The organism is Celeribacter marinus (assembly GCF_965656515.1).
GTDB lineage: Bacteria > Pseudomonadota > Alphaproteobacteria > Rhodobacterales > Rhodobacteraceae > Celeribacter > Celeribacter marinus_D.
The window spans coordinates 28,809-41,343 of the sequence record NZ_CBFHKW010000019.1 but is presented as its reverse complement, the minus strand read 5'-3'; the positions used below and the strand labels follow the sequence as shown (position 1 = coordinate 41,343).

The 12,535-nt window shown below is 57.1% G+C and carries 12 protein-coding genes; 7 read left to right on the top strand and 5 right to left on the bottom strand.

What is annotated here, in order from left to right; genetic code table 11:
* On the top strand, nucleotides 1-655 hold a 655-nt coding region (locus tag ACTG34_RS06345), incomplete at its 5' end, for an SDR family oxidoreductase (protein ID WP_439104134.1).
* Between the two features lie 26 nt (nucleotides 656-681).
* On the top strand, nucleotides 682-1,521 hold the full coding sequence (locus tag ACTG34_RS06340) for a fumarylacetoacetate hydrolase family protein (protein ID WP_439104133.1): 840 nt from the start codon (nucleotides 682-684) through the stop codon (nucleotides 1,519-1,521).
* Between the two features lie 106 nt (nucleotides 1,522-1,627).
* Here the strand turns inward: ACTG34_RS06340 and ACTG34_RS06335 are convergent, their stop codons facing one another.
* The 3 genes from ACTG34_RS06335 to ACTG34_RS06325 are packed head-to-tail and all read right to left on the bottom strand — an operon-like array spanning nucleotide 1,628 to nucleotide 4,753.
* Nucleotides 1,628-2,689, bottom strand: a complete 1,062-nt coding sequence (locus ACTG34_RS06335; RefSeq protein WP_439104132.1) for an ABC transporter substrate-binding protein — start codon at nucleotides 2,687-2,689, stop codon at nucleotides 1,628-1,630.
* Nucleotides 2,686-4,089, bottom strand: a complete 1,404-nt coding sequence (locus ACTG34_RS06330) for a sensor histidine kinase (protein WP_439104131.1) — start codon at nucleotides 4,087-4,089, stop codon at nucleotides 2,686-2,688. Before ACTG34_RS06330 ends, ACTG34_RS06335 begins: the two co-directional genes overlap by 4 nt.
* Nucleotides 4,082-4,753: a response regulator gene (locus tag ACTG34_RS06325; protein ID WP_439104130.1), complete on the bottom strand. Its 672-nt coding sequence runs from the start codon at nucleotides 4,751-4,753 to the stop codon at nucleotides 4,082-4,084. Before ACTG34_RS06325 ends, ACTG34_RS06330 begins: the two co-directional genes overlap by 8 nt.
* A 170-nt stretch (nucleotides 4,754-4,923) precedes the next feature.
* Between ACTG34_RS06325 and ACTG34_RS06320 the strand changes: the two genes are divergently transcribed.
* From ACTG34_RS06320 to ACTG34_RS06305, 4 genes are all read left to right on the top strand, one after another.
* Complete coding sequence (locus ACTG34_RS06320) at nucleotides 4,924-5,913, top strand: Bug family tripartite tricarboxylate transporter substrate binding protein (RefSeq protein ID WP_439104129.1); 990 nt, start codon at nucleotides 4,924-4,926, stop codon at nucleotides 5,911-5,913.
* 99 nt (nucleotides 5,914-6,012) lie between these two features.
* Nucleotides 6,013-6,444, top strand: coding sequence for a tripartite tricarboxylate transporter TctB family protein (locus ACTG34_RS06315; RefSeq protein ID WP_439104128.1), 432 nt, complete (start codon nucleotides 6,013-6,015; stop codon nucleotides 6,442-6,444).
* Between the two features lie 12 nt (nucleotides 6,445-6,456).
* Nucleotides 6,457-7,998 (top strand): tripartite tricarboxylate transporter permease, encoded by a 1,542-nt coding sequence (locus tag ACTG34_RS06310; RefSeq protein ID WP_439104127.1) that lies wholly within the window; start codon nucleotides 6,457-6,459, stop codon nucleotides 7,996-7,998.
* A 117-nt stretch (nucleotides 7,999-8,115) separates the two neighbouring features.
* Nucleotides 8,116-8,487 carry a hypothetical protein gene (locus tag ACTG34_RS06305; RefSeq protein WP_439104126.1) on the top strand — a complete coding sequence of 124 codons (372 nt, stop codon included), beginning with the start codon at nucleotides 8,116-8,118 and terminating at the stop codon, nucleotides 8,485-8,487.
* 70 nt (nucleotides 8,488-8,557) lie between these two features.
* Here the strand turns inward: ACTG34_RS06305 and glyA are convergent, their stop codons facing one another.
* Nucleotides 8,558-9,853, bottom strand: coding sequence for a serine hydroxymethyltransferase (gene glyA, locus ACTG34_RS06300; RefSeq protein ID WP_439104125.1), 1,296 nt, complete (start codon nucleotides 9,851-9,853; stop codon nucleotides 8,558-8,560).
* Nucleotides 9,854-10,102: 249 nt separating this feature from the next.
* On the opposite strand from glyA, the gene ACTG34_RS06295 reads away from it, so the two are divergent.
* Entirely contained in the window at nucleotides 10,103-10,861 is a 759-nt protein-coding gene (locus ACTG34_RS06295) for an NAD kinase (protein WP_439104124.1), read from the top strand.
* A gap of 71 nt (nucleotides 10,862-10,932) precedes the next feature.
* Here the strand turns inward: ACTG34_RS06295 and ACTG34_RS06290 are convergent.
* A partial coding sequence (locus tag ACTG34_RS06290; RefSeq protein ID WP_439104123.1) for an AMP-binding protein occupies nucleotides 10,933-12,535 on the bottom strand: 1,603 nt, incomplete at its 5' end.

Genomic DNA, 12,535 nt, shown 5'->3' with positions numbered 1-12,535 from the left:
CGAGGGTGCGCGCGTTATTGCGACTGACATCAATGAGGCCGCTTTGGCGGAGCTCGATGCAATTGACGGGATTGAGGCACGCAAACTCAATGTCCTCGACGGGGAGGCTATCACGGCCTTTGCGGCTGAGGTGGGCACGGCGGACGTGTTGTTCAACTGTGCGGGCATCGTGCATGGCGGCGACATTTTAACCGCCACCGAAGACGAGTGGGATTTCGCGTTTGACCTCAACGCCAAGGCGCAGTTTCGCATGATCCGCGCGTTTTTACCCGCGATGTTGGCGCAGGAAAAAGGCTCGATCATTAACATGTCGTCTGTCGCTGGTCCGATCACGGGTCCTGTCAATCGCCTGATTTACTCGGCTTCCAAGGCCGCAGTCGCGGGGATGACGAAAGCCATTGCAAATGACTATGTGACCAAAGGCATTCGTTGTAACGCCATTGCACCCGGTACCGTTGATAGCCCTTCGTTGCACCAACGTTTGCGCGATACGGGGGATTATGAGGGCGCGATGGCGGCTTTTATTGCGCGTCAGCCAATGGGGCGTATCGGTGAGCCCGACGAAATCGCGGCCCTCGTGGCCTATCTCGCCTCCGATGAGAGCAGCTTTACCACGGGCCAAGTCCACGTCATTGACGGCGGTTGGACCGCTTAAGACGCCAAACAAAAGGATCAAGACATATGAAATTTGCACGATACGGCGAGCGCGGCGCAGAAAAGCCCGCATTGGTAGACAGTGACGGCAATCTGCGCGATCTCTCCGCACATGTGGCGGATATTGCGGGGGACGTTTTGGTCAACCTCGCCACTCTCAAAGACATCGACGTGGCGTCTCTGCCCATCGTTGAGGGGAGCCCGCGTTTGGGCTCTTGCGTGGGCGGCACCCGCAAATTTATCTGTATCGGCCTCAACTACGCCGATCACGCGGCTGAATCGGGCCTTGAGGTTCCGCCAGAGCCGGTCATTTTTGCTAAATTCACCTCGGCGATTTGCGGCCCGAATGATCCGATCATCATTCCGCGCAACTCGGTCAAAACCGACTGGGAAGTCGAGCTTGGTTTCGTGATTGGCAAGACTGCGAAATATGTTTCCGAAGAGAACGCGATGGATCACGTTGCAGGTTTTTGCCTGATCAACGATGTGTCCGAGCGCGAATTTCAGGCGGAACGTGCGGGCCAGTGGGTCAAGGGTAAATCGTCCGACAATTTTGGCCCGACCGGTCCATGGCTTGTGACGCCTGACGAAGTTGGCGACTTTGACAACCTTGGCATGTGGCTTGAGGTGAATGGTGAGCGTGTTCAGGACGGCTCGTCCTCCACGATGGTCTACCGCGTGCCGTTCCTCGTGTCCTACCTTTCGCAGTTCTTTACGCTTGAGCCGGGTGACATTGTGTCCACGGGCACGCCTCCGGGTGTTGGCCTTGGCTTTAAACCGCCGCGTTATCTCAAAGTTGGCGACAAGGTTGCCCTTGGGATCGACAAGCTTGGCATTCAAAATCAAGTCTGTGTTGCTGACGTGTAAACGCGTTGGCCTATGACAGTTCGAAAAGCCCGTAGGAAACTGCGGGCTTTTTTGCATGTGTGGGTTTGGGTTTTTGGTCAAATCATGCGGGCGTGCGAAAATGGGGTTAGCGTGGGCCCGCGCCAAAGGTCGCGCGCCATTTTGCGACGAAACTCGCGCGGCGGTGCTGATCCATCGCCACAAGGAGCGTCAGATCAATCGGTATATAGCGCTGTGCGCTTTGCGGCAGGGGGGATGCGTCCGCATCAAGATGTTGAACCAAGTTGCTTTGCGCGAGAATGCCTTGTCCCTCAGGGGACAACAGAAAGTCCAAAAATTGCGCGGCTTGCTCTTTATGCGCGGCGGCCTTTGGGATCATCAAGGCGCGCGACAAAAATAGGGTGTAGTCCTTTGGATAGATAACGCCCAAGTTCTCATGCGGGACCGAGGCCACATAGGAGCCGAGTACATTGTACGCGATCAAATAATCGCCGCGCTGCACCCCTTTGATGATCTCCGCCGAACAACAGGTTGCGACCGCATCAACGCGTGAAAACCCCTCAAGAAGTCCACCAAACGTGGTGGCTTCCTGACTGTCCATGAATGCAAACAGAAAACCGAGCCCAGAGCGTTCTACGTCATAGGTGGCGATGCGCCCACGGTAGTGGTCGGACTGACGCCGCATAAGGTCAAGCAAGGCAAACCGTGTTTGCGGCGCGTCCTCAGCGGGGACGAGAGCTGTGTTGTAGATCGTAACCGCGGCCTCTTGGGTGATTCCCCAAAGTTCGTCGCGCCACTTGCGTTCCGCAGGTAGGGTCGCGGCAAAGGGTGACGCATAGGGGCTGGCGCAGGCGCGATTGACCAAATCTACCATCTGATGCACGCCGGATGAAATCACAATGTCTGCAGAGGCATTGGTGCCCTCACAGGCCGCGAGACTATCGGCGTACAGCGCGTTTGATCCCCATTGCTCATAGGTGATGCCAATTCGCGGATTGGCCGCGACAAAGGCGGTTAGGGCAGGGGCAAGAATGGCAATGTCCGTGGTGGAGCGCACGACAAGGGATGTGCCGCTTGTCGTCGGTTCGCCAAACTGCGCGATGGCTTCTTGGGCACGCATCGGAGTGGCCCAAAGGCACAGGCCTACGAGGGCAGCGATGACGCCGCGTTGTGTGCCGGATGGTCTCATGATGATGTCGCTTCGGTCTGGTGAGGCAGGCTTAGCGTGACGCGAAAGCCGGTTGGTGTTTTGTCCATCCGGACGCTGCCGTGAAAGGCCTGTGCAACTGCGCGTACAATCGACAGGCCAAGGCCCGCACTGTTGCCAGTTGAGGCGGCCGAGCGTTCAAAGCGTTGTCCTATCTTTTCGAGGACGTCCGCAGATGGGCCGCTTCCAGCGTCTTCGACCCATATTTCGCTGTGCCCGTCGTCACACGATGTTCCAATGGCCACAGGGGAGGTTCCATGGCGTAGTGCGTTTGCAAGCATGTTTTTAACGGCTTCGCCAAGGGATATATCGTCTGCCAACACCATGACGGGCGTCTCGCCAATACGTAAGTCGACCACAGTGTCAGGGGCCAGAACTTCGTGATCGCGATCCTCCAACACTTTGAGCGCAATGTCGCGTAAATCGACTGGCGTGGGAGGGGCGTTGTCAGAGCGGTGAATCACCAAAGCACGCGACAGCATTTGATCAAGCAGTGTCCCAAGCGACCGCGTGCGCCGCACCAGCCGGTCAAGGCGTTGCGGGAGGTGATCGCCGTCATCCTCAATCGCAAGTTCCGCTTGTGCGCGGATTGCGGCGACCGGTGTGCGCAACTGATGCGCGGTGTCTGAAATCAGATGTTTCATTGCGCCAACCTGGCGATCGAGCCGCCCCATAAATCGGTTCATGGCATGGACCATCACAACCACCTCGGCGGGGCCATCGGCGGGCATAGGGGTGAGATCGTAGGGGTCGCGGTCCAACATCTCTTGTGTCATGCGCTCAAGCGGGCGCATGGCGGATCGAATGACAAAAAAGGCACTTAGTAGAAGTGCGATCCCACCCAGTCCGGTCACGATCGCGGCCCCTGTTGTGAGGCTCATTGCCATTGCGTTGCGCGCCCGCAAGGTCTGTCCAACGGTTACAAACACATTGCCGGAAAAATCACGCTCAGAAAATCGCCGTACAACCGTGACGAACCGTGCGGCTTCGTCTTGGATGGCGCTGTCGAAAAAGTGCGGTTGGGTGATCGCGCGCGTCTCGCCAACGCGTTCTTTTGCTCCGTCATGCCCCGTTAACAGCGTGCCATCGGGTCCGCGCACCGAATAGGTCACGCGGTCGGCATCGGCGAAGGCCAATAGTCCAAAAGCGGAGACAGGAATATCGGCAACAGGCGTCCCGTCGACCACATTGATTGATTCCGCTATGTCGCTTGCGGCCCCGACGAGCAAGCGGTCAAAGGATTGGCGCGCGGCATTTTTTCCGTAGGCAAAGGAGGCAAGCATGACCACCACGCCGCCCATGGCCAAGAGCGATAGCACTCCGCCCATCACGCGTGACAAAAGTGTGCGGTTGACCGTCAGGTTCGCAGCGGATCTATTCATACGCGAAAATCCGGTAGCCAAGGCCGCGTTGCGTTTCGATGCCAATGGATGACGTCGACAGCTTTTTGCGCAATCGGGCGATATAAAGTTCAATCGCGTTTAGACCGACATCGGCATCATCAAAGGCGAATAATCCGTCATAAAGACGTTGTTTGCTCAAAACCGCCCCCTGACTGCGTAGCAATAGTCCTAAAAGCGTGGCTTCACGGCGCGTCAGATCAAGGGGGGCACCATCAAGAGTGGCGCTGAGTGCCGCCGGTGAAAAGGCAAGTGGGCCAAGGGTGACGGCGTCCGATTTGTGCTCCGCCTCACGCCGCACCAAGGCCCGCAACCGCGCCTCGAGTTCGCGTTGATCAAACGGTTTGACGAGGTAGTCATCGGCACCCAGATCAAGTGCGGACACGCGGTCATCGACGGAAAACAAAGCGGTGAGCATCAACACGGGCGTGCGGTCGCCGCGCATGCGCATGTCGTGCAACAATTCCGTACCATTGCGGTCAGGCAGGTTGATATCGAGTACAATTGCGTCATAGCGCTGAACCGCGAGAAAATCCTCGGCCACGGCACAGCTGTCCGCGAGATCGCACGCCATACCCGTTTTGCCCAACCGGATAGCCACGGCTTCGGCTACATCGGCGGCGTCTTCGACGATCAATATGCGCATCTTGTTCCCCTCCGTCGACCTTGGCCCATCGTGACAGGTTCACGACAGCTTCGCCATCTACAGTTCCCTCATAGCAAGTCGCGAGGAGACCGCAAACCTGTGGTGCGACTGCTTTGGACATCGGGCGGCCATACGGCCCGACAAAATAGTATATGTGGAGGAGAATACACATGATCATCAAGGCAACCCGCCTTACAGTCGCCGCAGCTTTGCTTGGCGCATCCACCTTTGGCGCTGTCGCTGAGGGTTTTACCCCTGAAAACCCTGAGTGTATCGCGCCTGCGAACCCCGGCGGCGGTTGGGATTTCACTTGCCGTCAGGTCGGCAAATCGCTTCAAGATCGCGGTCTTTTGGAAAAAACCATGCAGGTTGTGAACCTCGCGGGTGGCGGCGGTGGCGTGGCCTTTGCTGAAGTTGTCAACAAACGTGGCGATGATAACGATCTGATCGTTGCGGCCTCTGCGGCGACTGCGACACGTCTGGCTCAAGGCGCATACCCTGGAAACTCTATGGACGAAGTGCGCTGGTTGGCCTCTATCGGTGCTGACTACGGCGTGATCGCTGTGGCCGCAGATAGCGAGATCGCGGATTTGCCCGCGCTGCTCGACACGATCAAAGCCGATCCGACCACAATCTCCGTTGCAGGCGGGTCTGCCGTTGGCGGTTGGGATCACCTCAAAGTGCTCATCGCCGCGAATGCCTATGGCATCGATGATGTGCGTTCTGTGAAATACATCGCGTTTGACGGTGGTGGCGAGGCTGTCACACAGCTTCTCGCAGGGTCCGTTCAGGCGTTCACAGGCGACATCTCCGAAGCCAAAGGCTTTGTCGATAGCGGCGATATTCGCGTTTTGGCCGTTCTCTCTCCTGAGCGTCTTGGTGGTGAGTTTGCGGACTTCCCGACAGCCAAAGAGCAAGGCGTTGACGCCATCGGCGCGAACTGGCGCGGGTTCTACGCACCGGGCGATATGAGCGACGAAGCATATGACGCATGGGTTGGCAAGATCGCCGACCTCTATGCGACACCTGAGTGGAAAGAGACCATGGCAAACAACGGCATGGCTCCGCTTGATCTGCAAGGCGAGGCATTCGAAGCCTTCGTCGCAAACAGCGTGTCCCAAATCCAAACCATCTCCAAAGAGATCGGTATCATCAAATAAGCGTTTTGAACGCCACTTATTTGAGGGCGTCGCATGCGAGTGCGGCGCCCACTGTTTACCCACGTCCCTTTTTATCCGTTACCTCAAGAGGATCGTCCCATGAGTGATCGAATTTTTGGACTTGTCGGCCTACTCATCGCCATTGGTTTTGCTTTCGCAGCTCTCGCGATTGAGGAAAGCTTTTTGTCCGATGCTGTTGGCCCCAAAGCCTTCCCGCTAATCATTGCCGCCATTCTTGGCCTCAGTTCCATCGTTATTGCGCTCAAGCCCGATAGTGCGCCCGAATGGCCGAGCCTTGGACGGCTTGCCGAAATTCTATCCGCAGTTGTGGTTATGATGCTCTATGCCGAACTCTTGCCCGTGTTGGGCTTTTTGATCGCGACCGCATTTGCCGCGGCCTATCTGACATGGCGTTTGGGATCGGGGCTTGTTGCGACCGTTCTGACGGGAATCGGTACGTCTGGTGGCATTTACGTTGTCTTTCACCTCGTGCTTGGCTTGTCGCTCGCACGCGGCCCACTTGGCTTTTAAAGGAGAACACTCATGGATACTTTGACGTCTCTTGCGGACGGATTTGCCATTGCATTGACGTGGCAAAACATCCTTTTGGCCCTTCTGGGCTGTTTTTTGGGCACTGTAATGGGCGCGCTTCCGGGGCTTGGCCCGTCGAACGGTGTGGCGATTTTGATCCCGCTGGCGTTCACGCTTGGCCTTGGCGCGACACCCTCCCTTATTTTGCTAACCTCAGTCTATTACGGCGCGATGTATGGCGGGCGTATTTCGTCCATCCTGCTCAACATCCCTGGTGACGAGCCTGCGATGATGACCTGTCTTGACGGGCACCCGATGGCGAAAAAAGGTATGGCTGGACAAGCTCTTTCCCTGTCTGGCATTGCCTCTTTCGTCGGAGCGTTCTTTGCGACTTGGGGGCTTATTTTCCTCGCGCCGCAACTCGTGAAAATCGCGTTGTTGTTCGGGCCTGCCGAATACTTCGCTCTATTTGCCTTGGCCTTCATGACGCTTGGCGGCGTGTCGTCGACGAACCAAGCCAAATCGGCATTTGCGGCGGCACTTGGGCTTGGCTTTGCGATGATCGGCGTTGATACGCAGACGGGTGTGCCACGCTTTACCTTTGGCGAAGTTCACCTCTATGACGGGCTTGATTTCCTTGTCGCAATCGTTGGCCTCTTTGCGCTCTCCGAAGTGTTCATTTTCTTGGAACACCGCCACGGGAGTGCCGAGGGCACAGCGGACAAGATCAAAGTGGGGCGTCTCACCCCGCCGATGTCGATGATCAAAGAAACTACACCGACCATGATCCGCTCAACGCTATTGGGCTTTGTCGCTGGCGTCTTGCCCGGTGCGGGGGCGTCCCTTGGTTCCTTCATCGCGTACTCTTTCGAGAAACGTTTGGTCGATAAAGACGGCAAGACGTTTGGCAAGGGCGATCCACGTGGTGTCGCAGCACCTGAGGCGGGTAACAACGCCGCGGCCGGCGGCGCGCTTGTTCCTATGCTTGCGCTAGGTGTTCCGGGGTCGGGGACCACTGCGGTGCTTTTGGCGGTGTTGCTCTCGCTTAACATCACACCAGGCCCGCTGTTGTTCACGCAAAATCCGGATGTGGTCTGGGGTCTGATCGCGGCGCTTTTCATCGCGAACTTTATGCTCTTGGCGATGAACATCCCGATGGTGGGCCTGTTCACCCGCCTGTTGATGGTGCCTCCACGTATCTTGATGCCCGTTGTGGCGATGGTGTCGTTTGTTGGGATCTACGGTATTTCAGGTTCGTCATTCGATCTCTTGGTGATGATCGGGTTTGGTGTTTTGGGCTGGGTGCTTCGTAAATTTGATGTGCCGCTTGTTCCCATCATCCTTGGAACACTGTTGGGCAACTCGATGGAGAACAACCTGCGGCGCGCCATCACAATCGATAATGGTGACTGGATGACGTTGGTTGATAGCCCGCTATCGATCACACTCTGGCTGATTGCGATCATTGGCTTCATCTTGCCCGTGTTCTTTGGACGCAAGGTAAAGGCGCAGATGCGTGCACGGGCCGACGACGAAGGCGCACTGCGCGACTAACGATATGACGCGCAAGCGGGGAGTCCTCGCTTGCGCGTATCCGTGGCCTCAGGATCATATGCCGGGCAGATATAGAAAATAGGTGACCTGCGCCGCTCACCTGCTATTTTCATTCACATGACCACCCTTATTTCACACCAAGCAGAGCAGCTATCCGAGCTTTTGAGCGAACGGCTTGGCGTGCATGCGGGGGTAGGTTTTGCCGAGAAACTTGCAAAGGCGGGGCGTAGATTGCCGCGCTGGGCGCGCCGTGACGGGGCGCTGATCGCTATGGCGATGCAGTGGGAAACCCATCCAATGTTGTCGCGCCAGATTGACCACGACCGTGTGGCGCGTGCGGTCAAAAACTTGACGCGCCACCTCGGCGGTTTGGATGCCTCAAAACGGCGCAAAAACAAAATCCTTGATCTGATGGCGAGCATTGCCTTTGTCGTGTGTGTCACGGTTGGCTTGATCTTGGGCATCATGATCTGGCGAGACTTGATTTAGCACCACAGATGTTGACGCCATAAAAAAGGGGCCATGACTGGCCCCTTTGATCTGTGATGTTCGCGGTGGTTTAGAGGTTCGGGTACAGCGGGAATTGTGCGCAGAGCGCCTCAACTTCGGCTTTCACTTTGGCCTCAACAGCCGCGTTGCCCTCTTCGCCGTTCTGGGCAAGGCCGTCTACGACCTCAACGATCAGATCCGCAATCTTGCGGAACTCGGCCTCGCCAAATCCGCGTGTGGTGCCGGCGGGGGATCCAAGACGCACACCAGATGTCACCATTGGTGGCTCGGGATCAAACGGAATGCCGTTTTTGTTACAGGTGATGTGCGCGCGGCCCAAAGCGTTTTCAGTCGCGTTTCCTTTGACGCCTTTGGGACGCAAATCAACGAGCAAAACGTGGGTGTCCGTGCCACCTGTGACGATATCAAGGCCGCCTTTCATCAACTGGTCTGCCATCGCTTGGGCGTTTTTCACAACCTGTGCGGCGTAGTCTTTGAACTCGGGGCGAAGCGCTTCGCCGAAGGCCACGGCTTTGGCCGCGATCACATGCATCAGCGGGCCGCCCTGAATGCCAGGGAAAATCGCGGAGTTCACTTTTTTGGCGATCTCGACGTCATTGGTCAGGATCATGCCGCCACGTGGACCGCGTAGGGTTTTGTGTGTTGTGGTGGTGACAACATCGGCGTGCGGGAACGGGGATGGGTGTTGACCGCCCGCGACGAGACCCGCGAAGTGCGCCATGTCGACCATCAAAATGGCGCCAACGGAGTCCGCAATTTCACGCATCTTTGCGAAGTCGACCTGACGCGGAATGGCCGAGCCGCCCGCGATAAGCATCTTTGGCTTGTGCTCGGTCGCAAGCTCTTGGATCTGGTCATAGTCGATCCGCTGATCTTGCTTGCGCACACCGTATTGAATGGCGTTGAACCATTTGCCGGATTGGTTCGGCTTTGCGCCGTGGGTCAGGTGGCCGCCCGCATCAAGCGACATGCCAAGGATGGTGTCACCCGGCTGCAAGAGCGCTTGGAATACGCCTTGGTTCGCTTGTGAGCCCGAGTTTGGTTGAACGTTGACGTATTTACAGCCGAACAATTCCTTTGCGCGGTCGCGCGCAAGGTTCTCGGCGATGTCCACAACATCACAGCCGCCATAGTAGCGGCGTCCAGGATATCCTTCGGCGTATTTGTTGGTCAAAACCGATCCCTGTGCCTGCATCACAGCGGCGGACACGATGTTTTCGGAGGCGATCAATTCGATCTCATCGCGTTGACGGCCAAGCTCGTTTGTGAGGACGTCAAAGATTGCGGGGTCGCGTAATGAAAGGTCTTCGGTAAAGAAACCGGCGTCGCGGACGTTGGAAGTCATGGGGGTGCTCCTTGGCAGCAGGGACGAGTCTGCGGTGTGTTTAGCCAAAGTGAGGGCCGTGGAAAACCCATAACACGTGCATAATGATCTTGAATGGGTCGGTTTTGATATCGTGTTCATCAAGTTGGTATGAGGCCTTCGGGCGCAGCATGCTGAAAAGACGTGAAAACCTTGTCGTGGTTTGATAGGCACACTGACAAAGACGGCACCGCATTCGTGTCGCGGGTCACTATAGAAAGTTGAGATATCATGGTCAAAATCGCCATCGCGGCCAGCGAAGCACAAGCCGCACAGCGCGCCTTTGAGCGTCTGCAACTGCGCTACACGCCTGTTGTGGCTGAGGAGGCGGACGTCATCGTCGCGCTTGGCGGGGACGGTTTCATGTTGCAAACCCTACACGCGACCATGCATCTGGACGTGCCTGTGTACGGTATGAATTGCGGCACAGTCGGCTTTTTGATGAATGAATTTCACGAGGAGGGTTTGCGTGACCGTCTATCCGAAGCCGTAGAAGAGGTGATTAACCCGCTGCGCATGAGGGCGCTGGGGGCGGATGGTGAGATGCATCACGCGCTTGCAATCAATGAGGTGTCGATGCTGCGCGCAGGCCCGCAAGCGGCAAAACTGCGCGTCTCCGTCGATGGTAAAATACGAATGGAAGAGCTGGTATGTGACGGGGTTTTGCTGTCCACGCCCGCAGGGTCCACGGCGTATAACTATTCGGCACGCGGTCCGATTTTGCCGATTGGGTCCGATGTTTTGGCGCTCACCGCGATGGCGGCGTTTCGTCCGCGGCGGTGGCGCGGCGCGCTTTTGCCAAAATCTGCAACTGTTCGGATTGATATTTTGGAGCCCGAAAAGCGTCCCGTGATGGCGGACGCCGATAGTCGTTCGGCGGGCAATGTGCTTTGGGTTGAAATCGCCTCTGAGCCATCCGTGAACCACCGGATTTTGTTTGATCCCGGTCATGGGTTGGAAGAGCGGTTGTTGCGCGAGCAATTCACCTAAAGGCCGCAATCAAGCGCCCCAAACGAAAACGCGCCCCGATTGGAGCGCGTTTTGTCTGATTTGGTCGGGGTCTATTGAGCGTAGCCAATGCCCTGTAGCGCCACCTTGATCTCGTTGAGTATCTCGGGATCATCGATGGTGGCAGGCATTTTGTAGTCTTCGCTATCTGCGATTTTAACCATCGTGGCGCGCAGGATTTTGCCTGATCGTGTTTTGGGTAGGCGGTCCACAACACAGGCCAGTTTGAAGGCAGCTACGGGACCGATATCGTTGCGCACGGCGGCGACACACTCTTTGATAATGGTCGCATGATCGCGGTCGCAGCCCTTGTTGAGGCACAAAAACCCCATAGGCATTTGACCCTTGAGTTGATCGGTGACGCCAATCACGGCGCACTCGGCAACATCGGGGTGCCCCGCTAGAACCTCCTCCATTGCGCCCGTCGATAGGCGGTGGCCCGCCACGTTGATCACGTCATCGGTGCGCGCCATGATGTAGAGGTAACCATCGTCATCCTTCATCCCCGCATCACCCGTCTCATAATAGCCGGGGAAGGTGTTGAGGTAGGACTTTTTATAGCGCTCTTCGGCGTTCCACAGGTTTTGCAGCGTGCCGGGGGGCAGGGGTAGTTTGATCGCAATTGCACCAAGTTCGCCGTTGGCAACAGGGTGGCCCGCGTCATCCAGAATGTCGATCTCATAGCCGGGCATTGCCACCGAGGGCGATCCGACTTTGACGGGCAGTTCTTCGATCCCAAGCGGGTTGGCGGCAATGGCCCACCCCGTTTCTGTTTGCCACCAGTGATCGATCACGGGGATGCCAAGATGCTTTTGCGCCCATTTGATCGTGTCGGGGTCCGCACGTTCGCCTGCGAGGAACAAGGCCTGAAGGTCATGGAGCTTGTAGCGCTTGATCCATTCGCCATCGGGGTCTTCGCGTTTAATCGCCCTCAGGGCCGTTGGTGCAGTAAAGAACGATTTGACGCGGTGGTTTTGGATAATTTTCCAGAACACGCCTGCGTGCGGCGTCCCGATGGGCTTGCCCTCGAACACCAATGTCTCGGCCCCTGTGATCAGCGGTCCGTAACAGATGTAGGAGTGACCCACGACCCATCCGACGTCGGACGCGGCCCAGAACCGTTCTCCGGGGCCGACATTGTAGATGTTTTTCATCGTCCACTGGAGCGCCACAAGATGCCCGCCCGTGGCGCGAATGACGCCCTTGGGTTGGCCTGTGGTGCCTGAGGTGTAGAGAATATAGGCGGGGTGATTGCCCTCAACAGGGACGCATTCGGCGGGTTTGACGCCGTATTGGAACCCATGCCAGCTAAAGTCGCGGCCCTCGACGAGTTTTGCAGCCTCTTGTTCACGTTGGAAAATCACACAGAAATCTGGTTTGTGCTCGGCCAGATCAATGGCTTTGTCGAGCAGCGGCTTATAGTGCACCACGCGGTTTGGCTCTAACCCGCAGGACGCGGCGATGATGACTTTGGGTGTGCAATCGTCGATCCGCACGGCCAACTCGTTGGCGGCAAATCCCCCGAACACGACCGAATGCACTGCGCCGATCCGTGCACAGGCAAGCATCGCCTCAAGGGCTTCGGGGATCATCGGCATGTAAATGATAACGCGGTCGCCTTTGCCCACGCCGCGCATTTGCAGCGCACCTGCAAGT

Excerpts from the sequence above, each read along its gene's own strand:
- ACTG34_RS06335 (WP_439104132.1), bottom strand. The coding sequence starts at position 2,689 with ATGAGACCATCCGGCACACAACGCGGCGTCATCGCTGCCCTCGTAGGC.
- ACTG34_RS06325 (WP_439104130.1), bottom strand. The coding sequence starts at position 4,753 with ATGCGCATATTGATCGTCGAAGACGCCGCCGATGTAGCCGAAGCCGTG.
- ACTG34_RS06330 (WP_439104131.1), bottom strand. The coding sequence starts at position 4,089 with ATGAATAGATCCGCTGCGAACCTGACGGTCAACCGCACACTTTTGTCA.
- glyA (WP_439104125.1), bottom strand. The coding sequence starts at position 9,853 with ATGACTTCCAACGTCCGCGACGCCGGTTTCTTTACCGAAGACCTTTCA.
- ACTG34_RS06340 (WP_439104133.1), top strand. The coding sequence starts at position 682 with ATGAAATTTGCACGATACGGCGAGCGCGGCGCAGAAAAGCCCGCATTG.
- ACTG34_RS06310 (WP_439104127.1), top strand. The coding sequence starts at position 6,457 with ATGGATACTTTGACGTCTCTTGCGGACGGATTTGCCATTGCATTGACG.
- ACTG34_RS06295 (WP_439104124.1), top strand. The coding sequence starts at position 10,103 with ATGGTCAAAATCGCCATCGCGGCCAGCGAAGCACAAGCCGCACAGCGC.
- ACTG34_RS06315 (WP_439104128.1), top strand. The coding sequence starts at position 6,013 with ATGAGTGATCGAATTTTTGGACTTGTCGGCCTACTCATCGCCATTGGT.
- ACTG34_RS06305 (WP_439104126.1), top strand. The coding sequence starts at position 8,116 with ATGACCACCCTTATTTCACACCAAGCAGAGCAGCTATCCGAGCTTTTG.
- ACTG34_RS06320 (WP_439104129.1), top strand. The coding sequence starts at position 4,924 with ATGATCATCAAGGCAACCCGCCTTACAGTCGCCGCAGCTTTGCTTGGC.